Origin of the sequence: Alicyclobacillus fastidiosus, from assembly GCF_026651875.1 — a bacterium.
Taxonomy (GTDB): domain Bacteria; phylum Bacillota; class Bacilli; order Alicyclobacillales; family Alicyclobacillaceae; genus Alicyclobacillus; species Alicyclobacillus fastidiosus.
Window position 1 is genome coordinate 138,045 of record NZ_CP104068.1, and the last position, 24,229, is coordinate 162,273.

Genomic DNA, 24,229 nt, shown 5'->3' on the forward strand with positions numbered 1-24,229 from the left:
CCCTGGTATTATCACGAGAATTCCCTGGTGTATTTCCAGTTCTGTTTGGGTCATTTTTGCCGCATCAATGCGTGTTTTAGTCGGTAGCTTTCTCCCTCAAACACAACAAGTTGTCCATGGTGCGCCAGACGGTCAATCATTGCAGCAGCCATCTGGTCATCCGTGAAAATACCGCCCCATTTGGAGAACTCCAGATTCGTGGTGATCACCAAACTTCGTCTCTCGTAACTAGCTGCAACCACTTGAAATAATAGCTGCGCCTCTTCACGGTCCATCGGAAGGTAACCCCACTCATCAATGACCACAAGCTGAGCCTTTTCTAGTTCCTTCATTATGCGTTCTAAAGATCCAGCGCGTTTGCTCTCGCTCAGTCGTGTCACCAGGGATGCTGCGGTGAAAAACCTCGTAACAATTCCCATCTCACACGCTTTCGTTCCTAAGGCAATGGCAAGGTGTGTCTTACCAGTGCCGACAGGACCATACAGAACGAGGTTCTTTTTCTCCTGGACAAACTGACACGAAGTCAGTTCATCCAGGGACAAGGTAGAGGGCAGGCGAAGTGAACTGAATTCGTACCCCTCCAGCGTTTTTCGTACAGGGAACGCAGCTCGTTGAAATAAACGAATTCTCCGCTGACGCTCGCGGTGCTCCAATTCCTCCCGGAACACCTTATGTAGAAACTCCTCCTGTCTTGGCGTAGCTTCTAAATCGCATAACCGTACCGCATTCTGACTCAGGATTAATTGTCGGCAGTATTGTGAGATTTCTAGTCGTATCTCACTGCGGTCCATGCACTTCACCTCCGAATGCGGGTAGTAAAACATCATACTGGCTCATGTCGGGTCCAGGCTCCCCTGGCGTATCCAGACCGTAGTGAGCAATCCGAGCCGCAACAACTGCTGCATTGACCTCAATGCCTTGTGTGCGTTTGCGAACAATTGCTTCCTGTATCGAAGTCACCGCAACGTGCCATATTGGTTAGACAAATCCTTCATGAGGCGTAACGCTTGCCGTAACCCACTCCTGTCCTGCTCATCCATGTAATCACGAACCTCGTAGGACATTTGGCTACGCATCAGGCTGTTTCGCCATGCTCCTGGTTTTACAATCAATTGATCTAGCATCGTTAACCAGTCGACTGTGTCTGTCCGCTCTGTACCGAACTCCCTTTCGTGGCGAGAGATAACGTCACCCGCTTCATCAAGTGGTTCAATGAAATGTGCGCCGATCCGGACAATAATCTCCCGGTCTGCATACAGCGGCGAGGAAGAATAAGTGTGCTTGCCATCAAGTATGAACTTGCCATAGCCGTTGGTCTTTACATGCCCATATCGGCAAGATTCAAACGGCGCGTTTGGGAGTGCTCGCATGGCTTCCTTGTCCTTCTCAAACAACTCGCAGATAGGTACTCCTTTCTTGTAGTGCTCGCGGCTATTATCCAAATCGCATAGTTCGAATAATTCAGTGTTCCACTCATGCAATGACACTTTGGATGGTAGGGGAACCATGTAATTTCTCCGAGCGTAACCAACCTTGTTCTCCACATTTCCTTTTTCATGACCGCTATTCGGATTGCAGAATGTAATCTCAAATCCGAAATGGGCTTGGAATCGCTTAAACAACTGTGTAAGGCGAACTAGCTCTCCAATTCGCCTGCCGGCTGCTGTGGCATTGTCAATCACAAGTCGTGACGGAACACCCTCAATATGATAAAAGACGTCCATTAATCCTTGGCATAAGCATTCAGCAGTTTCACCGAGAAAGCACTGAACAAATCCTGCATTGCTATGCGGGAAAGATACCACCAGATACTTCGTAACGCGTCGCACGCCGTTTACAATCACATCACATTCACCAAAATCAGCCTGAGCCTCTCCAGGATGCCACTGAAGTTCAAGATAGCCCTTCTTACTAAGGTGCTGGCGTTGACGAAATGCGGTCACGTATCGGTTCACGGTCGGGTACGAACAGTTGAACTCCGGAAACTTTTTCACGAGTCGGTCATATACTCGCTTCCCCGTATGACGTTGCTTGTACCGATTTTTAGCATCTTGAAGAAGCCATGCATCAATGGTTGGTTTGTAGGGATCCAACTTGGATGGCTTAGACACTGGCACAGGCAGCCTTGGGGAGAAGTCCTCCTGCTTCATGTATTTCCGAACGGTCTTGGGATCTAGCCCCAATTCCTTTGCAATCTGATACGCTCCTTTCTCTTGGAGTTGCAGTTCCTTGATCCGGTGAATCTGCTCCATACTTATCGTCATCCTTTCTCCTCCTCGCATTTCTACAAAGAGGATTGTAAGAAGCAAATGACACAATTAGGAGAGATACACCAGGGAAATTTCCAGATCAGATCAGGGATTTCCTGATGACATCAGCAAGGATTTCTTAATGATTAGATCAGGGAATTTCTGATGATCGAAACCTCCATTTTTATTTGACCATACACACTCGACAATAGATACTGTGCTGATACGCCAACCATTGCTGTGAATGCATCGAAGTACGGCGCCGGGTCTCCCCATGCTTTGATGATGTGACCCCATATGATTGTGGCCACGATTAGGAACAATCCAATGATGACGGTTTGAAGTACTGATATATGCTTTGTTGGACGTATCCGTTCATCACGATTACGACCAGTGAGCCAGAACACCCAACCGAAGACCATTAGAATCATGAACATGATCTGCAGTATGGCGTCTGCATACAATTTTGTATGGAAAAGCGTGTAGCATAGGCAACTGTTACCCACCAAGCCCACCGGATAGTTCCAGACACTTTCCTTTGCGACGAGGTAAACGCAGATGATACCACCGATAGCAGCGATGATTTTAATTGGGCCTGAAGCCGTGAAAAATGCGACAGCCGACAAGATAAGTAGAACCAGTATATTTATTAAAATGCTACGTGTTTTTGCGCTCATTTGATCGCCTCCCAAGAAGAAAATAGCCAAAAGTCGTGTAAAAATAAAAAAACTTCGGATTTAGCTTCCGAAGTCGTCAAAATAGATGCCCACGTTGAAAGACCCGTGGTAAGATTATCCTAGCGATACGGAACCAATGGGTGACTTTGCCTTCCCAAGTCCTACGGACTGAGGGGAGGCATGGGCAATGGTACACATAGACGCGGTACTAGATACAGTCTATAAGGTTGGGGAGATTATGTCCCTTCCAATCGTACTAACAGCCTTCAATAAGTTTCGGAAACATAAATAAGTCACCCCTCTAGGTTTGCCGCCAATGGGGTGACTTATCGCAGGTTTGCCACGTGAGTGGCGATTGAGTTAATCGTCCGAGTGTGGGAAGCCCAGTCACTCAAGGCGATGTATCGCAAGGGAGTCAGAGCTGCAACTCTGGCTCCTTTACTTATGATATGCATCTATTACGTCAAATATATCACAGAGGGTGAGGAACGGGGTGAGTTTGTATGCTAAAAAATTATTTTTGTGACTACAGAAACGATTTTTTGAGAATACAGGCGTGTATTGCCCATTGGGGCGTTTGACCCCCAGAATCGATACATTCTATCTGGAGGTCGTTTGAAACGCCTCAAAATGGACGTCAGGAGGCCGTTTTTTCATCGACTTCGTTTGTGTCGTACTGGTTGGAATGTGGTACTTCGCTACAGGCTTTTTAATTAGACTGCTGATCAACTGTTTTACATGCCTAAGGTTTCACCCCCGGGTTGAATCAGCCCAGTATCTTGGATATGACAGCTTGAATTGTGTCCTCCGGGGGGGGGGCAGTAACCATCCAAAATTAAAATGAGCCAGAGGAATTGCTTCCTCTGGCTACCCTCGCCATGCCACGCCCGGCCAAGGCATGCCCCGCCCCGCCTAGGCTCGCCATTCCAAGCCAAGCCCGGCCGTGTGGCCTATCTCATCAGCGACTGGAGGCCAACCCGGTCGTACATCTACGTTTGATGTTTCGAATTAATCTTCATCTTCCCACCATAATAAATCTGGTTCTGGTGCAAAAATTCACGAAACCACAATATACAGTGGTCTATCGTAACCGAATCCACACTACATATGGTGTATTAAAATATTTTTGCACCAGAACCCTCGAAATCGTACGTTCATTGAGTCCGGTAAGTTGAGCCAACTCGCGAGTATTTATATCCCGTTCAGCCATCAGCACGCGTAATCGTGCCGCAGGGTCATCTTTGACACGCATAACAATGCCCACCCCGTATACCTTGTCTAGCAACAGGATGGCCAAAATAAATAGCCCTATATACATTCGCATGTAGCTATAATGGGGGTCCCGCCGACATTTTAACGAAAATATACGCTAACCATAATCTGGTTCAGAAATAGCGAGGAAACTGGAAAAAATGGCGTTACTGAATCATACAGAACGGATTTTTGTATGATTCGGCCAAGACCCGCAATCCCACATCATAAAAGGGATTATCAAAGGTTCCTTATATCTCAAAAGCCTTGGCTCATCAAACCAATCATACTCATCATGTAATAAAGTACATTAAGTTTCTTTCGACGTGACGTTTAAACTGGAAATTCATGTCCAAGTTGAACATGACTGTTTAGGGACTATGACGCCGTGTTAGACGGACTTCTGGCCCCTTTAGCGTAGAAAAAACCGACGTTTTACATCCAGAAACTGTCTTAGCGTATGTTTTCGTTAAAATGACGGCCCTACCCCAAAAAGGAACGTAACGCTATCGTGTACAAAATCGACCGCATCATCAGCAAACAACTATGGAAGAAGGTCCACGCGAACTAAACGAGGATTTCTGCCGATGGTCGACGTCGCGCGGCCAACATTGAATATAATTACGTTCTGCTGTCCATAATGATAAGGCTCAGTCGTCACTTACATAGCAAAGAGGGTATCCGTGTCATACGGGTGCCTTTTTTATATACATATCGCTCGATTAACTGGCCACATTAATAGCGCAGGGAAGTGCTATCTCGGGTATCCGTCCATTACGTCGAGATGGGTGGATGCTCGCACCTTCTTTAGGGCAGAATACGCGCAACAGCGCTCCATATGAGATAGGAGCAGTCTTCATCCCGCAATGGGTATCCGTGTCATACGGGTGCCTTTTTGCGTTGTCGGACACGCGAATTTTATGTACGCCGAAAATCATTGATGCGACGCGGTTTGTAGCCGTTCAATGCATGATGACACATTCCAAAACGTCCAATTTTGTGCATATATATTTATTATATCGCATGATTACACACTAACAAATTGTAAAAATATGTAATTGTATTTGGTGCTATAATGATATCGAAGACACATACCTCTATTATGTCCGATGGCTTTTGGCTGTCGGGACTTTTTTTTATTGCATATTCCATTCCTGACATCGTATACTCGTCATGCACTGAAGCAACTTTATTTCTTACTCATCCCGTGTTGGCTCCCTCTGCTGATACGGGACTTTTTATGATTCGTTCCTTATCCGTCAACTTAATACGGCAATCATTCGGCAATTTTACACGCCCACTAAGCACAGCATTCCTGAAAATGTTGTACGCCATTTCCAACGCCTTATCTGTGTTCTCACCTTCGATGATCGTCACCTGCACCGTGCATCACTCCTATTCCTCGTCATCCGGTACATACTCCAGCAGATCACCTGGCTGACATCCTAACACACGACACAACGCATTGAGGTTGTCGACAGTAATGTGCTTTACCGTTCCGTTCTTCCAATCCATCACCGTAGCCGCTCGAATACCGGTTAATCTTCCTAACTCACGTACTCCATACTGTTCCAGAAGTTCCGTTTTGATCGTAATCATTCCGCACCTCCGACGTCGGGAAAATAATACATGGGTTGGGCACTATACACAAATAGTGGTTGAATTTTCTGAGCACATGTGTTACGATTTTCGTAACAGGACAGGCATAAACAATTCGGACAAGTAAGGGTGATATAACGATGTACGAAGACGGTCAAATTGTATCAGAATGGACAGAGACAGACGCGATGACAGGTGAGACGATTTACTGTGAAAAGGTGTTTCAATTCGGCAAAATGTGGACCTTTCGAGAAAGTTTCGGGAAAGTTCCACTGGCGGTGTGTCTGAAAAAAATTGCTTCCACACTGGGAGGTGCACTCGATGCCTAAAACGAATCTTGCCGATGTACGTGCTATCTTAACACAACACATGATGGACACATTTGCGTTTGAAGAGATGGGCGGATTTAGTGCAGACGAGGCTTTAAGTTGGTTCAGGGATCAAGTAATCCCTGACGTCGAAACAATTTTATCGCAACGTGTATAAACGATAGATTAAGTGGACAAACTGGATAAAGCACGTGTCACGAGCAGGCGATCACATTTTGATGATGTGGTCGTCTTTTTGCGCTGTTAAAAAGGAGATAATATGGTACTGAAAAAGGGGATAAAAAGGTGATAATCAGGCTATGCGTTCAACCTACAGCCACATACGTTAGCGTAGGTAACTTGGTTCTTCTAACGAGGCATTAACACAATCGTTACGTACATAAAAAGAAACCTCAACGTCTATATTCTACAATCACGGTGGCATGATGTACTTGATAATTTTTTGAGCACATATGCCCTATATTGGTACGGTAACCATTTAATAAAACAAATATTGGGGTGTTCATAATGAAGAAGATTGTTCTTTCGACTATGGCAACTATTGCTCTTCTCACTGCACCGACAATGGCATTTGCAGCTACGTCCAAAACGGCTACACATTCAAAAGTAACTCACGCTACAACTCATTCAACAAAGTCCCATACATCGAAAACCACCAAGTCCGATCATAAGACGAAAGCGCATAAGGCTACGAAGCATTCAACCAAAACCACTTCATCCAAGGCAAAAACATCGAAGAAAAAGTAACATCGCATATCACGGTGATTTGGGGCAGTCCATATTGGGCTGTCCTTTTAATGTCAGCCGTAACACAATCGTTACTCGTTTGAAACACTACAGTAACATCCACGTTCTACAATGATGGTGTCATGTTGATGTGTTGTCGCATTGCCCCCCCTTTCAATACAGAATTTAGCCCCCACGATATGTCGTAGGGGTCAATTTTTTTTGTACCGAAAGGCTTCTCGCACTACGTGAAAACCCTCGTCACGGCACGTCCTAGTCCAAGTAAAAAAGCCCCGGCATCAGCCGAGGCCATCTATGTGCGTATGTTTAATTAGTTTGACGAACTCGCACTTGAACTGTTATGCCCCTGTCCAAAACCTCCCTGTTGGGCCAACATTTGGCCAATTCGAGAACTGAAATTGTTAAGTATGGTCTGCTCCTGTGTAGATGTTAGTTTCCCATTGCTAACTGCCTGATCGAGTTGTGTCTGTAAATTATTCGTCAAGTCTGTTTCGAGCGTCTGTTCGGATATTCCTTGGTTTTGTGCGATGTCGAGAATGGATTGCCCGCTTTGTAAATCAGATTGAAGAGTGGATTGGCTGATTCCCAAGATACTCGAAAGGTTACTTAATTGACTCTGCTGTCCTGCATCAGACGATGATCCCTTTGACCAAGAACCTTTTGTTCCACTAGTTGCTCCAGACCACTTTCCGTTACCTTTTTGAAATCCACCTGTATGTTCAACCATTTGTTGTACGTGTGAATCGAGATTGCTCAAGATATTCTGTTCCTGAGCCGATGTCAATTTTCCGTTTTGTACAGCTTGATTCAATTGGGAAGTCTCAGCAGATTCAATGTCAGAGACGAGTGTTTGTTCACTAATTCCCTGATTTTGAGCAATTTGGGCCAAAGACTGCCCTGATTTTAAATCAGACTGTAGTGTTGTTGAACTAATGCCAAGAATATTAGATATATCACTCATCGGAGAGATACGATTATTCTTTTGTGATGTTTTTTCGGTTCCGTTTTTAACCACCTTATGATGGCTGGATTTTGTGGGTGAAGCGTGTGTATGTGTATTTGTCGCAGCAAAGACAGTTGCTGTTCCTAATGCACTAACTGCACCCAACGTCAAAATCGAACTTGTAATCATGGTCTTTATTTTCATCTGGATCGTACCTCCAAAAGTTGTATGTATTGCTTACAGCTAAAGATTGTAGGCGTTAAAAATTGAATCATTCTTGAAAGTGGGTTTCGTGATCAAGTAGTTGATGATGTGGAAAACCTTTTTAGTCTACGTGAATAATCGCTAGAAATAGTTCCCCTTAGACAGCCCATTTGTGGTCATCCTTTGTCGACCTCATGGACACTCCACACAATCACCATATCGTTTCAATTTTCTTTCGAAACAACGCGTCTATAATCTATGGTGTCGAGGGTCTTCAGTCGCCACATTCAATAGTATCCTTGCCACGGACCAGTCGTTGCCGCACGACTGGTCCTTTTAACATTCTAATGTTCAGACTCCATGTTTCGACGGACATCTGGCGTCATACACTTGCTGTAGGGTCAATTTTAGGTGGGGCGACATGTGTGGTCGCCACTGTCGTCAGCGAAGGTGGGGCTGGCGATTCTTAACCCTTACCCCAATTTGCAGCCTACGGTCACGTGGGCTGTCTTTTTTTGTCCTGCTATAAGAGTGGCGTGGTGTCAGTTTGGAGTTAATAAGGAGATAATTTGGCGTTAAAAGGGCGACGATTTGGCGTTAATTCGATCATGAGTTTTCCTTACTCCCAGAACGATAATAGAGGGGGAAATGGTTCTGTAAAGAAACGCTCCATACAATCGGCATATTGTCTCCATCCAGACTTCACAAGACGCCTATATAATCAGTGGTGTCGATGGACAAGGACGATGGCCTGAGACACTTTCAATTACATCCTTTGCCTCCAGGGCAACCGTAATGGTCGAGCGGTTGCCCTTTCTAAGCGACAGGCTGCTCCCTCAGGACGAGCAGCTTTGTTGCGTTGTACGAGGAGTTTTACGGAATGCTCAGTCGAGCGCGCCCAGCATAGATTGTAGACGTCATTTCAGGACACACTGCGTACATCAGCGTCTTTATATAGAGCATCCGTACTGGTGATGACACGGATGTCCTTTTTGTGTACATATCACTCGATTAACTGGCCACATTAATCACGCAGGGGAGCGTGATGGGCCTTGGATGGATGTGAGGCACATTATTCACGCCACCACTCTTACAACATAGAGCAGTCCTCACGTCGCAATGGGTATCCGTATGGCCGTACGGGTGCCCTCTTGCGTTGTGCAAAATAGTGATCTGGATAGCGATGTGTAGACGCATCGTGGACTGTAGCGTAAAAGCTATACTGCATCATTTGAATTCATCCGCGCATTTTCCCGATATGCACAAATATCATTGGTATATCAGCGTTCTTGGCAACTTGTCATACAAGAAATAGATAAGAATCATACAATTAAGCCGTGCCACAAGCGGCTTTTTGAGACGCGTATGCCGTCTCTTTATCCTGCGCCCAATTGAAAATTGGGACATGAAAGGACAGCCGTACTGACGAGCGGCTGCCCGTTTGAATGTGTCGATACATACACCCCACAATTCATAACCGTCACAGGATGTATACATTTCATCAATTGCTATATTCCGATAAGATGGTATATTGTTTCGGTGGGTTTTACGGTGTAGGGACAAAATAACACCAAATCAGGGCAGTCTATATATTGGGCTGTCTTTTTCTATCTTTAGCCTAGCTTTGTAGTCCGCTAAACATGAAAATCCCCTCGCACAGATGACCTTGGAAAGGAGGCATGCGAAGGGATGGTGGTAGGAATATCAGGCAACTCAATTATAGACACCGTCGCTTTAGCGCTCAATGAAGCGTGTAGTCTACATATAGCCATTTAGCCCAAGGTATCAAGCGTTTCTCGTTATTAGCGATGAATTCGCACCATGAATGAATCTTAGTGCGAATCTGTACCTAAAAAACAAAACTAATGTACGATTCCATGACGGTACAGCACTAATCAAACTTGCATGTTCCGACGCTCCATGCAATCGCCATAGTTGCTCCATCTGCACTCCATAGGACGTCTATATAATCATTGATGTGTAAGACGTCCCGCGTTCAAATGTGTCCTTTTTGGCTTCGGACATCCGTCGTAAGTCTTCACAACAAACCCTCTTTGGTCCTGCAGAAATGTAGGACCACTTTTTCATCCGATAAAATGGTGTTAAAAAGGCGTTAGAAAGGCGATAATTTTGTGCTAATTAGACCATCGTTTCGGCCTACTGAGAAAACGGATTCAAGGGGTGAAATGGTTCTTCTAACGAGGTATTAACACAATTATTACGTACGTAATATGTTCTACAATCACTATGTCATGATGCACTTGATAATTTTTTGAGCACATATGCCCTATATTGGTACGGTAACCATTTAATAAAACAAATATTGGGGTGTTCATAATGAAGAAGATTGTTCTTTCGACTATGGCAACTATTGCTCTTCTCGCTGCACCGACAATGGCTTTTGCAGCTACGTCCAAAACGGCTACACATTCAAAAGTAACTCACGCTACGACTCATTCAACAAAGTCCCATGCACCGAAAACAACGAAGTCTGCTCATAAGACGACAGCGCATAAGGCTACGAAGCATACGCACAAGACAACGACTCACAAAGCAACAAAGCCATCGCACAAGAAAACAACGTCTAAGCACTCAACCAAAACCACTTCATCCAAGGCAAAAACATCGAAGAAAAAGTAATTCTGTATAAATAATCACATCATGACGGTGATTTAGGGCAGTCCATATTGGGCTGTCCTTTTGCATGTCAGTCGTAACACAATCATTACTTGTTTAAAACACAACCTCAACATCCATGTTGTACAATCACGATGTCATGTTGGTATTGGTTGTTCCCTTTTGCGCTCCTTTAAAATGAAAAATTGATCCCTACGATTAGACGACGTCGAAGGGGTCGTTTTTTTATCTAATCTCATTTTTAATATTGGACACTAGTCAATTGTTTTTACTTGACACATCATTTTATGATGAATAACACAAAAGGCTTATTTGTAAAAATATGGGTTAATTTATATGTTACACTAGTCGTGCATTACCCTTTACCCCATCCTTACCTCGACGTTTTTGGCGTCGGGGTCTTTTTTATATACAACCCACATAATTTTATCCAACAATTGGAACGTCCCTGAATTTCCCCTCTTGTGCTCTAGGCGGTGCTGTGACCGTCTTTTGTTTTGCCTAGTGCCACATATGAGTCACAGAACGATCCCTGGCATGAGTGAGTTTATTTCGTTAAGGAGTTGAGAGGTACCTAAGGAATTGGTTAACAAATAAGTGTATTAATTGCTGAAAAATGACACATTACAAAGATTAACCTTGAGAATACGGACTCCATCTACAACTCGGCTTCGACAGTCGTAGATACACGAAATCCCGAAACCCGTTGGTGCTTCTAGGGTTTCGGGACTGTGGATAACTTCGTGTGGTGCCTACAGCGTATCTGTGGATATGTCCGAGAACAACGGTGGATGTTCGTAACCCAGCGCTTTCAGGATTTGTGCCTGCTCCGGGGTTACTTCTGTTCGCTGCCGGACTCTGCCGCTACCAGCTTTGTAGGTTACAAGGTGCATCTCGTTCATGACAGAACGGATCTCTCGCCATGTGTGGCTAGTTCGGTTCTCTGCCACCCGAACCAAAAGTAACGAGAGCCAGCACAGTAGTACATGTGCCCGAATCCGCTCATTCTTCCTGTGGTACATCGGGCGCAATTCCATGGTCTGTTTCAGAGAACGGAATGCCGCCTCAACCTGCCAGAGCTGCTTGTATCCAAGGGCCACATCTTCCGCGGACAGTGTGTCGTCTGAGGTTCGGATCAGATACTTTCCGTCCAGTCGTTCCATCGCCTTAACCGCCTGGTGGTCAACTGTGAGATTGCCACGCTTGTCCGACTTCAAGTAACGCTTGAAGGTCGGGTGACTTTGCAATCGACAGTGCGCCTTGGTGTGTGCGTCGTTATCCAACTCCTTGAGTCGTGCGAGCTCTGCTTCCAGGGCCTTGAGGTGTGCCTCGCGCCGAAACGCATCTCGGCGAGCTTCATCTGGGTTGCGAACGAGCACATATCGGACCCGTGCCTCACCGTCTCCTACGACGATTTCCTTTATTTCAAGGTTATCCCGTATCGTTTTAAATCGCCCAGGACGAGACATGGCATCTTCGACTGTCTGCTTCCCAGAGGTCATCTTCTCTCCAGCAATGTAATGCCCTCCGGCTTTCTGGAGTTCACGTAAATTGTCCTCCGAGCTGAACCCACGGTCGACGACCGTAACGACGCGTCCGAGACGCCAGCCAATGAGGTCCTTCTTCACTTCTGGAATGACGGTCATGTCTGACGTGTTCCCTGGCCATACCCAACACCGCACAGGGATGCCGTCTCGGGTCACTACAAAACCAATTACGACCTGCGGTAAGTCCGGCCGGTGGTCCTTGGAGTAGCCGGGTTGCTTCAGACTGTCTTCTTCCGGCTCGTCATCCATTTCAAAGTAGCTTGACGTGGTGTCAAAGAACAGTAAGTCGACTTCCAGGTTCAACAAGTCGGCGACAGTCTCGAACACTTCTCTCTGGATGTCTACGTCCGATTCAATCAGGAAATCCATTGCACGGTACCCCTGGTGGACCTCAAAGTTCTCAACACCGGGGAGTGCGATGTCTCGCTTCACCCAGTCCTCCATGCCAAGCTTGCTCGAGGGGTCCAAGGCTCGATTGGCGACCATCGCAAAGATGGCCCGCTCTATCGGGGCTTCATATTTGCGCTGTGCCAGACGCTTGGATATGGCTTGACCCACGCCAAGTTCATGCCACAACGAGTCGACGATATAAGCGGTGCCAAACGTTTTGCTATCGAGCAGACTCAACTGCACGCTATCCTTGGGCTCCGACGCAACGGGTTCATCACCAAGGAATCGTGAGATGCTCGCGGCAAGCCTCTTCAATCCATCCATGTCCACTTCATCTTCACGCCCGAAGTGGTAGAGGACTTTCGCTTGGGGATTGCCGGTCTTGGGATTGCGTTCATTATGGGCAAGCTGCACGTAGGACGTGACAGAACCGTTTTTATTTTTTCGTGATATCCGCCGTATGTACATGTCTACATTTTAAAATCATATGTTCTACGAAGTCAACTACTGTGGATAACAATACTAGTTATCCACAGAAATTCGCATGTCTACAACTTTTCGTAAAAATGCCTACATAAAATAACCGGAATTCCGCGCCGTTACGGGATTCCGGTTATCCACAAATGCTTATAAACGGGTTGTAACTGTCGAACCCGAGTACAAACAAGGAGGTCATTACAACGACATGGAAAACAAGGCTTTTTTAAGCGGGATTATAGGATTATCAATTTTAGCTTTAGTGGGATGCGGTAATACCAACAACATAGCAGGTGTACCGACAAACACGACAACAGGAACTAATACCGCTGCACCAACAGCGTTCAATACCACAGGGGCTGGTACTGCTAGGGGAATTACAGGAGACACACATATCATACATCTTGTTTCGCCGGTGTCTAATCAAAATGTAAAAACAAGCTCAGGTATTACAGTTTCTGGTACAGTGGCAAAAGGATTTGAAAATCAATGGCTTAGAGTAACACTGATTTCAGAAACTCAATCAGGTGCTAAAACAGAGTCAAAGATATTTCAAAGTCAAAAATTCAAAGTCGATAATAACGACAAGTTCAGTGAGTTATTCACCATACCCGATACCGTTCAATCAAGCGGAGCAAAACGACTTGTACTTGAGCTTTTGGTAAAGGGTCATCCTCAAATCCAGACAACTGTTAAAGTGCATCAGCAATAGTAAAAATTCAAAACTAAGGGGGAAATGGCTATATCACCTACAATGGATGGCCATTTTGTCGTCGCATATATGATTCGGCGATTATTCTATACACGTTATTCGGTTCTGGTGCAAAAATTCACGAAACCACAATATACAGTGGTCTATCGTAACCGAATCCACACTACATATGGTGTATTAAAATATTTTTGCACCAGAACCACAAAGCCAGTATCGAAACCGACACCTCAAGAGACGGCAAAAACGAAATTCGAGGCCGAACTTCAACAAGTGAAGGATCACACAATTAAGCTGAACGCTCAACAACAGTTGCAGTTTGAGAAGGAATATATCCAGTACGACAAACCAGGTTTGTTAAGCATGAACCGGCCGCACAGGACGTGGGCTTCGCAGGTGATCTGTTCGTTCAAACCGATAAAAACACGACTCAACAATATAAGTCGGTTGGATCCGGAATTACCTATATTCAAGCGAACGGCACATTTTGGGTTGTCAGAGTAACGATGAACGACGCGGGAATGAACCCGATAACGGTTAATGACAACATGTTTACATTGGTGTCTGAAGATGGTCGAACATACGCGCCTGACACAGTGGCGGAAGTGGACATGATGAGCCAAACATCCATCATAATGGAGACGATTAACCCGCTTGAGGACGTGACTGGATACCTTGTGTTTGACATGCCGACGAATATGAAACCATCGGACGTAAAACTTCAGGTTCAAAACGGATTTAATCAGGTCGCTCTGAGTATCAGCTAATAGTCATGCGAACGTGGGCTATAATTATTCGAATTCTCGTTTGATTTCAATGTCTGAGATAACAGACGAGGAACAGCGTCACATGCTTAGTCCTAGCAGATACGGAGATGGTTCTATGCGAATACACAAGTTTGAGTTTGCATGTTCCAAGTGCGGTACGTCTCATGTACTTAAGGTTGTAGGTATGGTAATGAGCAGCCCTAAATGCACGCTGTGTACGCAGCCAATGAAAATAGTGAGTATAACGAAAGTAAACGAGTAGTTGGTTAGCTTGGTTATCAAAAACAAAACCCCATGACAGATCGGAGACGCGGCCGTCCTTCGCGGGCGGCTTTCGTGTTTGTTGCTTAAGTACCGTCTATGTTTTTTATCAATCCAAATCCTGATACGCGGCATATTCTTGATTCCGTTACTTCTTGTCCTTGTAACGTTCTGCGATACGCCTGATTTGTTCCAGGGCTTCCGCTCGATCTTTATTGGGCAATCGGTTCAGTGACGCCGCAATTTCCAAACCCGAGATATTAAAAATCTTGAGTGTCTCCTCCGCATTTATATCATGCATCATCAATTTCATACGGCGTCTCAGGGCAGTTACTTGTCGTTCTTTGACTCCGAATAAGTCGGCAATATCCCGGTCGAATTTCACTTCGTGGTACCACATACTTTTCAATTCATCCCTAGTCAGAGCAGTGATATCAAGTTTTTCGCCCTTGTTCTTTCTTTCTAAGAAATCATCAAATACACCCACGCAGTTCACCTCGGACATAAGGTGTTCATTTTGGGTGCGTTGATTCTAAGTCATGTGCTCCGAATCCCGTTTTTGTATTATCATCAAGGATTCGACAAAGGTGTAAAAAATTTCGTTTCGCGCCTAAAACGAGAAGGAAACCTATAAACTTCGGAGAATTATCTATGTAAATGACCGTAAGTTTTGTGTAATTTGGTATAAGTTTATATCCTTTTTGCAGGAGGTGAATGCCGTTGGTAACGTCGTCCCTGGAGGGCGATATCTTGAGTGACGAGTTACTGTCGTTTAAACAGGCAGCAGAATTGCTTCAGCTTAGTGAGAAGACATTGATTAAGATACTAGCTGAACAGGACATTCCGGCAAGGAAAATCGGGAACAAGTGGATATTCAGCAAAGAGGCATTAATTCGATGGGTTTCCGAAGGAAGTTCCAAAGACTACACAAAGAGCGGCGTAGCATCTGGGGATGAGGAAAGTGAATAACATTGAAAACGAAAAGGACCACTCGGCTTAGCTTGGCGGCACACCGAGTAGTCCCCTGCGAACCCCTGACGGGATTACTGTGTTCATTTTAGCAGTTTCCCTCTGGGGCAACAATGACCCTATGGAGGGATTTTATATGACCAGTATTGAAACGTTTGTTGCTTTGGGCAGTACGTGTCCAGTTTGCAACGGAGATATGAAATTGTCTGTTGGACTTGATTTAGACAAGGGGACATTGGTTACTGCGACATGGATGTGCGGTAGCTGCGGACCAAACGGTTCTGGTGCAAAAATATTTTAATACACCATATGTAGTGTGGATTCGGTTACGATAGACCACTGTATATTGTGGTTTCGTGAATTTTTGCACCAGAACCCAGACGGCCGTCATCGTGATTTCAGCTAAATCCAGCACGTGATCTGGATTCTCTTTGTACGCTTCCTCACGGACTTTCTGCATGTGCTTGAGGAATGCGACTTGTTCAGCTTTCTTCTTGGCATCATTCAGAAGGCCAAGCGTCACGCCGGCTGCTTTCTTTGTAATGATGCCTCTAGTCTTCTGATTCATTGGTTCCATCCAGTTCCGCAAGGCGCGTTCTGTGAATGACCTAGCACGTTTGAGGTCTGCTGAGACTTCTTTGGTTACATGTCCTTGCGCTTCATCAATGACAATGGCGATTGCAGATTGAGCGCCCCAAGCCATCAGGAAGTTTTCTTGCTCAGTCGCATTCATGTAATCCTTCATAGGTCACAGCCCCCTTTTGATTCATCGTTTGACGCCGATTTTTGCCCCTCTCAGGAGTTTTTAGGCAAATCGGATAGAAATCTACTAGACCACCTAGAACGGGCCTCAAAACGGAGCGAATAACGACTTACCCCAGAATTTTTTCGTCCAATTCATCAAAGAAAAACGATTCCCGATAATCTCCGAAATCCAATACTGCGAATCGTCTCCCAACATGGATCACAGTTCCGGTCTTCACGGCCGCATATGTCAGACCCCATTTGGCCCGTTCTGTACCGGTTGAGAGTTGCACCGTGTAGGTGTCACCGACTCGGTATTTCTTCGGAGCTTTGAACACTATGCTTAATTTAAGCTCGCTGTCATCGAATGGTGTGTTGTCGTCAAACAACTCATAGAATCGGTCGAGCTCGCCCTTTATTCCAACGTCTTCAAGTGTCAGGCTCACTTTCGATTCCACCTTTTCGATATCAAGAAGCCTTGTCCCGGATGTCCTGTTTCTCTGACGATTCTTGTTCCTTCAGTCGAACACGAATGGTCTTGTCTTCGGGCGAAATCTTGATACCCGCTATTGCGCGCTGCCTATCATGCTTCTGCGGCTCATGATTTTTGGCTTGGCATTCATCCTTTGGATATGGTCGGTAAATTACCGTTTGAACACGTGCATTCAGAGGATAGGCAGCGAGTGATAGGTGAATTCATGGAAATGATCCAAATAAAACAACAAAAAGAGGTCTTTTACCGGTACGTGAACAAGGAAGGAAATGTTGTATCTCTCAGAGCCATAGGAACTCCGTTGATCGGGGAAAACGGTGATGTAGAACAAGTCTTGATAACTGCCAACGTCAATATCATCCAGCATGAGAAAAGACCAAAAATGATATCGGTGCCCATGTGAAGGCACCGATTTTTTGTGACCTATGGGACTAAGCAATTATTTTTCTTATTTGCCTAGCTTGTGCGCTATATACACATTCACCATTTCCTCACCTATTTCAAGCATTGTCAGGTCTTCATCCAATGAAATCTGCTTCAGTTGCTTGAATTGGTTATTTGGAACATGGATAGTCATTCGACGGAAATCCTTAGCTTTTTGCATTTCTGCACTTCTGCTTTTCTGCTGTTCTGCACTTACAGAAGTCTGCATCTCTGCATCAGCAGTTTTCTGCATTTCTGCAGGCGAAGGCTTCTGTATTTCTGCATCGGCAGAGATATGCAATTCTGCACTTACAGACTTATGCACTTCTGCAGGTGCAGTTTTCTGCACTTCTGTTAAAACAGAAGTCTGTTGTTCTGCTTCTCTGCTGTTCTGCTCTTGTGCTTCCGCAGAATTCTGCACTTCTGCATTCCTGCCATTTTGTTTCTCGGAGTCCAGAACTTGATCAGCAATCTCACGAATGGTTTTTTCCGACGCATCTTCGTCTGAACGCTCGACTGGCTGACCTGGAATCCCCATTGGGAATACGGCCTTCGCTGTAGGTGAATTGTGCAATTGTTCGTTTCGCGCTTTGATCTTATCTTGCCAGTTCTGCTTCGCCGACACGGTTCATCAGCTCCTTATAAAATTCCTCGTATTGGTCAATTGCATCTGTGACTTCTTTGTTCTCATCGCTGAAACCATTGATGGCCAGACGTCCAGTAGTAGCCTTACGGCGAATAATCGTGTCAAACACCAAGTCAGGGAAGTCCTGTGCAATGAGGTCATTAAACGCCTTGGCATCAGACCGTCTGACGTCATTCAGCGTCCGTAGCAATCCCGCAACTTGCAGGTCTGGATTCAAGCTGATAGCCAGTTGGACAGACTCGAGGAAGTTAGGAATCGCTGAATAGCACCACTGGGATGATTCAAACATCACCACGACATAATCACTAGCCACAAGAGAATTCATGGTGGCCTCGGACAATGCAGGTGGAGTGTCGATCACAATCCAGTCATACCGGCTTTTAAGCGGCTCTAGGATTTCCCCAAGGATTTTATAGATGTACGGGTCACTGAACCCATACCGTTGATACAGATACCGCGGTAACAGGGTCAAAAGGTTGTTTGCAGGCAGAACGTCAATGAGCTCATTCACACGATGTATGTACTTTTCGGCTTCCCGTTCCTGAATGGCTTCCAACACTGTGCGCTCATGAAATTCATTCGCTGCTACGTTCGTGAGCATTTCAGTGAGGTTACCCTGACAGTCCATGTCGACTGCCAGGACTCGATGACCTGAACGCGCCAGCAAATACGTGAATATGCCTGTTGTGGTTGTCTTAGATGAACCACCTTTTTGGACACCGAAGCTGATTGTTTTGGCCATAGTCTACGCCTCCATTTTCGCCCTGATTAGTAATCAGGGAAGAGTTTATAGAAATTTGCATAGCGTTCGTCATGAATGGGCTTTTGTACGGCATTAGAAGCATATTGCATCACGTTAGCCCTGTGTTCTTCTTCCCACTTCCGGTCAATTGCGGCTAAATCATCATCAACGAGTGCCCGTTTTGTCTTGGTTCCCTTGATGTTCGGGATAGCCGTCCAGTTGTCCTCTACAGCTCTACGGAATGCACCTAAAAGGTTGTTCCAATCACCACGGATGCTGATGTATTCTGCCTTCTCGATGATGTACTCGCGCCCATATACGGTAAGCCATTGTCCAAGTTTCGGAATTAGAGAACGGATGCTGACTCCAAGTCTGGATTCAATCTCGGTCCTTAACGAACCCAAGCTCTGAAAATCTATATCCGATACAACAACAGAATCAGACTTGGATTCTGTTCTCTTACTAGGCTTAGTAGCTTCATTAGGCTCAGTGTTTGTTGTTGTAGTGGTATTTATAGTATTGGTTTTGGTTATGGTAGTAGTAAAAGACCTGTTAGTATTCTGTTCGCAAATTTTGCGTTCCGCAGTTTTTGTGGATTGACGTACCTCAATTTTTGCGATACGGTCCGTACCGTAATTTTTGAGGTACGGTGCTTCTTTCACGATTCGATACATAGTGCGTTGGAATTGACCATGATTTTCTTGCCAACATTCGATATAGCCGGCCTCAATCAGTTGTTTGCGGTGCTTGTAGAAGGTGTTTTGGGACATATCGAGTTCTTCAAGGATAGTGGAGACAGAAGGCCAGGCGATCCTCTCGTCTTCGAGATTGCCGCCTGCAAATGTGCAGAGGTAAGCATAAATCAGTCTAGCGGGACCACTGAGATTCTTGTCCCTCATAACCATCTGTGACACATCACCATAGCCGTTTTCATAAACGGTGCCTACAAGATTGATTTCAGCTGCTGTAGCAGACATGTTTTTCATTCCCTCCATGGGAACGAAAAAAGCGCTATGGGTACACTTGTCCCATTGCGCTGTTAAGCACGATACACATCGAATGGTGTAGGAAAATTTACTAGCACCAATAAGCGTTTTTGTCTTGAAAATCAAGACGAAACGTGGTTGAATTAGTGTATCGATTTTAACAGCAGGTTCTAGGGATTCGCTCACTTCTTGGCCGGAGGGGCGAATCCCTTTCGCTTTTCTCGTTCAATTTTCAGTGGCTAGATTATATTCAAGCACAATACCGGTTTGAACACCAGTAACAAGAGCATTTGGTTCGCTTTTTTACGGACGATGAATGCAAAAAGAGCGCATAGTCCATTTGCAGGACCGATACGCTCTTGTGCTCGGAATTCCACGATTCCAACAGGTAAAAATACTGCACCCGTAGGCGATTTTCTACTTGAAAAGTCGCCCTGAATCTGAGAAACTATGAACACAAGATTGTATCTGGGTTTTGGGATTCGCCTTTACTCTTGCCGGAGGGGCGAATCCCATTCGCATTTATTCGTCCGTTTTTCTTTGATCACTACTTTACGCTATGATCCGACGGATAAGCAAGTAATATTTACATGCATACGTAAACAGCTACTAGATTACCCAGACGCCCCCTGTGGGCGTTTTTTAATGCTTTTCTGCACCTCTGTACATCTGCATTTCTGCAGGTGCATAGGTGTGCTATTCTGCATATCTGCATTTCTGCACATACAAAAACTCCTACACCATCTTACATTGTTTACCTTTTTCACATTCCATCCGTTCAAAAAATAGGCATTGTCTACGTCTCAACCTGATTTTCTCTGCATCTATGTACTTCTGCTCATCTGCATCTATGCATTTATGCGAATCTGCATTTCTGTACTTCTGAATTTCTGCTGATCTGCATTTCTGCACTTTTGGTATGTTCAACTAATGGGTGTCAGATCACATGAAAAACGGGCCTGGAATCGGACCGAGATTTTTGTGTCATATCGAATTCTTCAACCGTGCATATCCATCCGGTCATTATCCATACTCACGGTTGATGATATATGCATACCACATTCCAGAAAAAATATTCTTGGTATATTCCGTTCGTCTGATTCATCTATTAGCATGATGGACAGGAATCTCAGATTTTATACAAATGGGGTAAAATTTTGATCAAACGAAGAAAAATAGATAAAGCACTTGGAATGGAAATCGTTTTTGATGAAGAAGCAAGGAAGAGGTATACAGTTACCCGAACCTGGGACCCACACAAAGACCGGGCTGTTATCATCATGTATAATCCAGTGCAAGTCATACCTAAACCATTCGCAGTGGGATCGGCTACAGCTGCAATGGCGAGTTTCGTGTTAGAAAGCGTTCTGGTGCAAAAACATTTGAATACGCTACATGTGGTGTAGATTCAATGAACCTTCAACACTATATATTGTGGTTTCGTGAGTTTTTGCACCAGAACCGAAATGATGCAGCCTAAAATCGTTGATGTGGGGTTATGCAGCGAAATGGAAAAGGTCATTAATAAAATCTGCGATGGAAGAGACAGGTAGGTGAAGTGACTGGACCTGTCCTTTCCTTATCATGTGTATAGCTTCAATTCCCTTGATGGTGTAGTCGGCAGTTTGAAACGATTTGAACCCCATCATCGGATTTTCTTGATGAATCGATGATCTTTTTCAACAATGTTATTCAGGTATTTCGTCTGCCGGATTGAGGTTTCTTGCCGGATCTCCGTTTTGTCTTTTAATTGCTGTAGTGCCGGAGGGTAAGCAGGGTTTTTATCTACGGTGATGACTCGCGGCGTTTGATTATGCGGCGATGACAGTGCTTTTCTGAAGAATCGCTTTGCAGCTTGGACATCTCGACTCGAAAACAGCATGAAGTCAACAGTTTGTCCTTTAGAGTCTACTGCTCTATATAGATAAGTCCATTTTCCCTTTACTTTAATGTAGGTTTCGTCAACTCTGTAGGAATCGGTGGTCGGTTTCAAATAACGTCGAATACGCTTGTCCAACTCTGGACCGAACTGATGGACCCATCGCATGATTGTGGTATGAGAAACCTGAACTCCTCTTTCTTTTAGCAGTTCGACGATGTCCCGGTAACTTAAGCTGTATCGCAAATACCATCGGACAGCCATCAAGATAATGTGAGCTTCGAAGTGCTTTCATTTGAACGCATTCATAACATGCCAGCCTCATCCCTGAAGTTTATCCGGACAATACTAGTATGCCTAGGGTTTTTGCACCAGAACCGGGCTTGCCGGTGTCGTTCATATCAGAATGGGGTCTAATCGTTTGCATAAGTCAGATACCGTGGATTTCGAAAACTCCGTCCTACATAATTATTCGGTTATCTGGGATATCTTTCGTGTTGATACGCCGTTTATAACCATCTCCATCATGGCGAGAACTAGAGCTTGTTCACTCCGTTGGTAACGAGCAAATAGGTCAGTCGAAAACGTGCCATGGCGGAATCTAGGCACTCGAAGAGTGAGCGTACCAACTCGAGGGGTAAGTTGGTGAGGGTATGTACCGTTACGTTGATCGCGACGATTCTCAGAACGCTCATACGGTTCTGCTTGAAGCTGTTCTGTCGCTTGGGCTTTTAGAAAGAGGTTAATCACTTTTTCCAAGAGACTTGCCACCCCTTGGTCATTTTGAGTAAATAGACCGTCCAAAAATTCGTCATCCAAGTTAATAATTTGAGTCATTCCTATAGCCTCCTTTAGAATCTGGCTTAGAAAACTCGGTTCTACCAAAGAGGTTGGGATTGGCTCTTTTGTATTTCAGCAGCCAATCGATTTTACACAATTATACGGACGTCACTTGGGGAATGTGGATTGGACCTTTTGGACGAAAATAATACAATAGATGAATGAGAGGTGATTACTTGAGTAAAAAAGGTAAAGGTGAAAGAACTCGCGAACGTATTCTTGAGGCAGCTGCAGAGGAATTTGCTTCTCGTGGTTTTTACGAAACTAAAACTATTGACATACTTTCGAAGGTTGGACTTACCCAGCCAGCGTTGTATAAACATTTTCCCAATAAGCAATCGATTTATTGTGAATTGGTTGACGGACTTCACGTTAAATTTCGGCGTTTAATCGAAACTGCACGATTGGGCATCGGCTTAACAGATGATGATGTATCGGCTGGTGCAAAGGAAGCTGTGATTCACGTATTTAATTTGTTGTTTGAAAATCCAAATGTCACAAGAATAGCCTTCTTCATGGACCAGAACGCAGAAAATTTGAAGTTAGAACTGGTGAAGTTAATCCAGAAAAATATACAATCAGAGCAAGAAATGGGATATATACGTTCCGACATTTCAGCGGAAATTGCTGCAGTGTGTCTGGTTGGGATGATTGAGCGACTTACTCTTGAATTTCTGTTGCCTGGCAAAAAGAGCCCAGAAAGTTTGGCTGATGATGTGTTTGGTATTTTCGCACCGGCTATGATAAATAAGGGGAGTGAGCCTAATCCGATAGACATAATCAAACACTTGGAGTAGTTTCAGTCTCGGCAACCACAACGATGATCCTTCCACCTCGACACACATGGCGGATTTCGTCAGTCAGTATGCCGGCCGACTGGCGAAGATGCGGTCTAATTTCCGAATGTGTGTCTTTTTACTTGAGTCATAATGAACGGGGCCGACCTCGTTCATTATGACTCAAGTAAATCACACCAGACCGTATAAAAAAATAAAATTATGTTACGACAATAAGGGTAGAGAGCTTGTTAAATTCTCTACCCTTAAATGGTATTCAATCATGGAATGAATACCGTTAAAAAGTACCAGTTAGACTGAGAATGCGAACATTAGTTGTCTTTATAAAGCGATATGTTCCATTTACTATTATCCCCATCGCTCATCCTTCCATTGGTTATTGTTACCAACTCTGTTGTCGTCGCTCCCAGACGGTGTTATAGATAAATGACATACAGCTTGTGGTGTTTTGCATGTCGGGTTAATCATTCCATCCCATTTATCTGGGCAATAAGAGTATCCACGCGGCATATCATAACCAGGATTCGTTACCCAGGTCCCCGTCTTAGTGTCATAAAGTTCCTTTGCAGTATCTACACCAAAAGGAGCCGCATTGATTCCAGTTGTATCATTCTTAATGACGCTATCTCTTTGTCCAGGAGTTAGTTCATACCAATATTTCATTATCTGGCTGTTCCATGTATCAACGTCTGAGTTAGTAAATGTACCAGTATGGATTTGTGCATGACCTAAAGGATTACCTAACTTTGTTCCTGCCATTGCTGTCGGGCCAAAGTAAGTAGCTAAGCCAACTACGATTCCACCAGCCATTAATGCCTGTGCTAAAAACCTTTTCAATGTAATCTCTCCCCCGAGTAAGTAAACGTGAGCGACATCGACAAGGCTATCTGTCACATTGTAAACACCCCCTTAAATTCAGAGGG

At 44.7% G+C, this 24,229-nt stretch carries 24 protein-coding genes and 2 pseudogenes; 8 read left to right on the forward strand and 18 right to left on the reverse strand.

Annotated features, from left to right (window positions below):
* Positions 1-50: 50 nt before the first annotated feature.
* From istB to NZD89_RS28490, 7 genes are all read right to left on the reverse strand, one after another.
* On the reverse strand, positions 51-791 hold the full coding sequence (gene istB, locus NZD89_RS28465) for an IS21-like element helper ATPase IstB (RefSeq protein WP_268004193.1): 741 nt from the start codon (positions 789-791) through the stop codon (positions 51-53).
* Complete coding sequence (locus tag NZD89_RS28470; protein WP_268008669.1) at positions 778-960, reverse strand: hypothetical protein; 183 nt, start codon at positions 958-960, stop codon at positions 778-780. Before NZD89_RS28470 ends, istB begins: the two co-directional genes overlap by 14 nt.
* A complete protein-coding gene (istA, locus tag NZD89_RS28475; RefSeq protein ID WP_268008670.1) occupies positions 957-2,264 on the reverse strand; it encodes an IS21 family transposase in 1,308 nt (435 codons plus the stop codon). Before istA ends, NZD89_RS28470 begins: the two co-directional genes overlap by 4 nt.
* A 131-nt stretch (positions 2,265-2,395) precedes the next feature.
* A complete protein-coding gene (pnuC, locus tag NZD89_RS28480) occupies positions 2,396-2,926 on the reverse strand; it encodes a nicotinamide riboside transporter PnuC (protein ID WP_268008671.1) in 531 nt (176 codons plus the stop codon).
* 1,081 nt (positions 2,927-4,007) lie between these two features.
* Positions 4,008-4,250 (reverse strand): helix-turn-helix domain-containing protein, encoded by a 243-nt coding sequence (locus tag NZD89_RS29930; protein WP_369125285.1) that lies wholly within the window; start codon positions 4,248-4,250, stop codon positions 4,008-4,010.
* 1,127 nt (positions 4,251-5,377) lie between these two features.
* Complete coding sequence (locus NZD89_RS28485; RefSeq protein ID WP_268008672.1) at positions 5,378-5,560, reverse strand: hypothetical protein; 183 nt, start codon at positions 5,558-5,560, stop codon at positions 5,378-5,380.
* A 12-nt stretch (positions 5,561-5,572) separates the two neighbouring features.
* Positions 5,573-5,776, reverse strand: a complete 204-nt coding sequence (locus tag NZD89_RS28490; RefSeq protein ID WP_268008673.1) for a helix-turn-helix domain-containing protein — start codon at positions 5,774-5,776, stop codon at positions 5,573-5,575.
* A gap of 140 nt (positions 5,777-5,916) precedes the next feature.
* On the opposite strand from NZD89_RS28490, the gene NZD89_RS28495 reads away from it, so the two are divergent.
* Positions 5,917-6,105, forward strand: coding sequence for a hypothetical protein (locus tag NZD89_RS28495; protein WP_268008674.1), 189 nt, complete (start codon positions 5,917-5,919; stop codon positions 6,103-6,105).
* Positions 6,098-6,262 (forward strand): hypothetical protein, encoded by a 165-nt coding sequence (locus NZD89_RS28500; RefSeq protein WP_268008675.1) that lies wholly within the window; start codon positions 6,098-6,100, stop codon positions 6,260-6,262. The genes NZD89_RS28495 and NZD89_RS28500 overlap by 8 nt, the downstream gene beginning before the upstream one ends.
* A 900-nt stretch (positions 6,263-7,162) precedes the next feature.
* Here NZD89_RS28500 and NZD89_RS28505 read toward each other — a convergent pair.
* On the reverse strand, positions 7,163-7,999 hold the full coding sequence (locus NZD89_RS28505) for a hypothetical protein (protein ID WP_268008676.1): 837 nt from the start codon (positions 7,997-7,999) through the stop codon (positions 7,163-7,165).
* Positions 8,000-11,388: 3,389 nt separating this feature from the next.
* Entirely contained in the window at positions 11,389-13,041 is a 1,653-nt protein-coding gene (locus NZD89_RS28510; protein ID WP_268005873.1) for an IS1634 family transposase, read from the reverse strand.
* A gap of 217 nt (positions 13,042-13,258) precedes the next feature.
* Here NZD89_RS28510 and NZD89_RS28515 point away from each other — a divergent pair, with 217 nt between their 5' ends.
* Positions 13,259-13,762, forward strand: coding sequence for a hypothetical protein (locus NZD89_RS28515; RefSeq protein WP_268008677.1), 504 nt, complete (start codon positions 13,259-13,261; stop codon positions 13,760-13,762).
* Positions 13,763-14,142: 380 nt separating this feature from the next.
* On the forward strand, positions 14,143-14,526 hold the full coding sequence (locus NZD89_RS28520) for a DUF4352 domain-containing protein (protein WP_268008678.1): 384 nt from the start codon (positions 14,143-14,145) through the stop codon (positions 14,524-14,526).
* A 409-nt stretch (positions 14,527-14,935) separates the two neighbouring features.
* On the opposite strand, the gene NZD89_RS28525 is transcribed toward NZD89_RS28520, so the two are convergent.
* Positions 14,936-15,274 carry a hypothetical protein gene (locus NZD89_RS28525; RefSeq protein ID WP_268008679.1) on the reverse strand — a complete coding sequence of 113 codons (339 nt, stop codon included), beginning with the start codon at positions 15,272-15,274 and terminating at the stop codon, positions 14,936-14,938.
* A gap of 263 nt (positions 15,275-15,537) precedes the next feature.
* Between NZD89_RS28525 and NZD89_RS28530 the strand changes: the two genes are divergently transcribed.
* Positions 15,538-15,756 carry a helix-turn-helix domain-containing protein gene (locus NZD89_RS28530; protein WP_268008680.1) on the forward strand — a complete coding sequence of 73 codons (219 nt, stop codon included), beginning with the start codon at positions 15,538-15,540 and terminating at the stop codon, positions 15,754-15,756.
* Between the two features lie 220 nt (positions 15,757-15,976).
* Here NZD89_RS28530 and NZD89_RS28535 read toward each other — a convergent pair whose 3' ends face one another.
* Together NZD89_RS28535 and NZD89_RS28540 are read right to left on the reverse strand one after the other, a co-directional pair.
* A complete protein-coding gene (locus NZD89_RS28535; RefSeq protein WP_268008681.1) occupies positions 15,977-16,501 on the reverse strand; it encodes a hypothetical protein in 525 nt (174 codons plus the stop codon).
* A 127-nt stretch (positions 16,502-16,628) separates the two neighbouring features.
* On the reverse strand, positions 16,629-16,946 hold the full coding sequence (locus NZD89_RS28540) for a hypothetical protein (protein ID WP_268008682.1): 318 nt from the start codon (positions 16,944-16,946) through the stop codon (positions 16,629-16,631).
* Between the two features lie 123 nt (positions 16,947-17,069).
* Here NZD89_RS28540 and NZD89_RS28545 point away from each other — a divergent pair, with 123 nt between their 5' ends.
* Positions 17,070-17,396 (forward strand): PAS domain-containing protein, encoded by a 327-nt coding sequence (locus NZD89_RS28545; RefSeq protein WP_268008683.1) that lies wholly within the window; start codon positions 17,070-17,072, stop codon positions 17,394-17,396.
* A 45-nt stretch (positions 17,397-17,441) separates the two neighbouring features.
* Here NZD89_RS28545 and NZD89_RS28550 read toward each other — a convergent pair whose 3' ends face one another.
* Genes NZD89_RS28550 through NZD89_RS28560 form a run of 3 tightly spaced genes read right to left on the reverse strand, consistent with a single transcriptional unit; the run spans position 17,442 to position 19,781 of the window.
* On the reverse strand, positions 17,442-18,041 hold the full coding sequence (locus tag NZD89_RS28550) for a cell envelope integrity TolA family protein (RefSeq protein ID WP_268008684.1): 600 nt from the start codon (positions 18,039-18,041) through the stop codon (positions 17,442-17,444).
* Positions 18,013-18,804, reverse strand: coding sequence for a ParA family protein (locus tag NZD89_RS28555; protein ID WP_268008685.1), 792 nt, complete (start codon positions 18,802-18,804; stop codon positions 18,013-18,015). Before NZD89_RS28555 ends, NZD89_RS28550 begins: the two co-directional genes overlap by 29 nt.
* A 26-nt stretch (positions 18,805-18,830) precedes the next feature.
* Positions 18,831-19,781 (reverse strand): helix-turn-helix domain-containing protein, encoded by a 951-nt coding sequence (locus NZD89_RS28560; RefSeq protein WP_268008686.1) that lies wholly within the window; start codon positions 19,779-19,781, stop codon positions 18,831-18,833.
* 1,166 nt (positions 19,782-20,947) lie between these two features.
* Between NZD89_RS28560 and NZD89_RS28565 the strand changes: the two genes are divergently transcribed.
* Positions 20,948-21,196, forward strand: coding sequence for a DUF1643 domain-containing protein (locus NZD89_RS28565; RefSeq protein ID WP_268008687.1), 249 nt, complete (start codon positions 20,948-20,950; stop codon positions 21,194-21,196).
* A gap of 90 nt (positions 21,197-21,286) precedes the next feature.
* On the opposite strand, the pseudogene NZD89_RS28570 reads toward NZD89_RS28565, so the two are convergent.
* Positions 21,287-21,933 (reverse strand): annotated as a pseudogene (locus tag NZD89_RS28570) (IS6 family transposase).
* A gap of 135 nt (positions 21,934-22,068) precedes the next feature.
* Positions 22,069-22,506, reverse strand: a pseudogene (locus NZD89_RS28575) (transposase); the annotation flags it as partial.
* A gap of 179 nt (positions 22,507-22,685) precedes the next feature.
* Between NZD89_RS28575 and NZD89_RS28580 the strand changes: the two are divergent.
* Positions 22,686-23,306: a TetR/AcrR family transcriptional regulator gene (locus tag NZD89_RS28580; protein ID WP_268008688.1), complete on the forward strand. Its 621-nt coding sequence runs from the start codon at positions 22,686-22,688 to the stop codon at positions 23,304-23,306.
* Between the two features lie 348 nt (positions 23,307-23,654).
* On the opposite strand, the gene NZD89_RS28585 is transcribed toward NZD89_RS28580, so the two are convergent.
* The gene (locus tag NZD89_RS28585) at positions 23,655-24,200 is read right to left on the reverse strand and encodes a hypothetical protein (RefSeq protein WP_268008689.1); all 546 of its coding nucleotides are present in this window, start codon (positions 24,198-24,200) and stop codon (positions 23,655-23,657) included.
* Positions 24,201-24,229 lie beyond the last annotated feature (29 nt).

What these genes read in the sequence shown, in the direction of transcription:
- istB (WP_268004193.1), bottom strand. Translation starts at nt 791, where the DNA reads ATGGACCGCAGTGAGATACGACTAGAAATCTCACAATACTGCCGACAA.
- istA (WP_268008670.1), bottom strand. Translation starts at nt 2,264, where the DNA reads ATGACGATAAGTATGGAGCAGATTCACCGGATCAAGGAACTGCAACTC.
- pnuC (WP_268008671.1), bottom strand. Translation starts at nt 2,926, where the DNA reads ATGAGCGCAAAAACACGTAGCATTTTAATAAATATACTGGTTCTACTT.
- NZD89_RS29930 (WP_369125285.1), bottom strand. Translation starts at nt 4,250, where the DNA reads ATGCGAATGTATATAGGGCTATTTATTTTGGCCATCCTGTTGCTAGAC.
- NZD89_RS28490 (WP_268008673.1), bottom strand. Translation starts at nt 5,776, where the DNA reads ATGATTACGATCAAAACGGAACTTCTGGAACAGTATGGAGTACGTGAG.
- NZD89_RS28495 (WP_268008674.1), top strand. Translation starts at nt 5,917, where the DNA reads ATGTACGAAGACGGTCAAATTGTATCAGAATGGACAGAGACAGACGCG.
- NZD89_RS28500 (WP_268008675.1), top strand. Translation starts at nt 6,098, where the DNA reads ATGCCTAAAACGAATCTTGCCGATGTACGTGCTATCTTAACACAACAC.
- NZD89_RS28505 (WP_268008676.1), bottom strand. Translation starts at nt 7,999, where the DNA reads ATGAAAATAAAGACCATGATTACAAGTTCGATTTTGACGTTGGGTGCA.
- NZD89_RS28510 (WP_268005873.1), bottom strand. Translation starts at nt 13,041, where the DNA reads ATGTACATACGGCGGATATCACGAAAAAATAAAAACGGTTCTGTCACG.
- NZD89_RS28515 (WP_268008677.1), top strand. Translation starts at nt 13,259, where the DNA reads ATGGAAAACAAGGCTTTTTTAAGCGGGATTATAGGATTATCAATTTTA.
- NZD89_RS28535 (WP_268008681.1), bottom strand. Translation starts at nt 16,501, where the DNA reads ATGAAGGATTACATGAATGCGACTGAGCAAGAAAACTTCCTGATGGCT.
- NZD89_RS28555 (WP_268008685.1), bottom strand. Translation starts at nt 18,804, where the DNA reads ATGGCCAAAACAATCAGCTTCGGTGTCCAAAAAGGTGGTTCATCTAAG.
- NZD89_RS28560 (WP_268008686.1), bottom strand. Translation starts at nt 19,781, where the DNA reads ATGTCTGCTACAGCAGCTGAAATCAATCTTGTAGGCACCGTTTATGAA.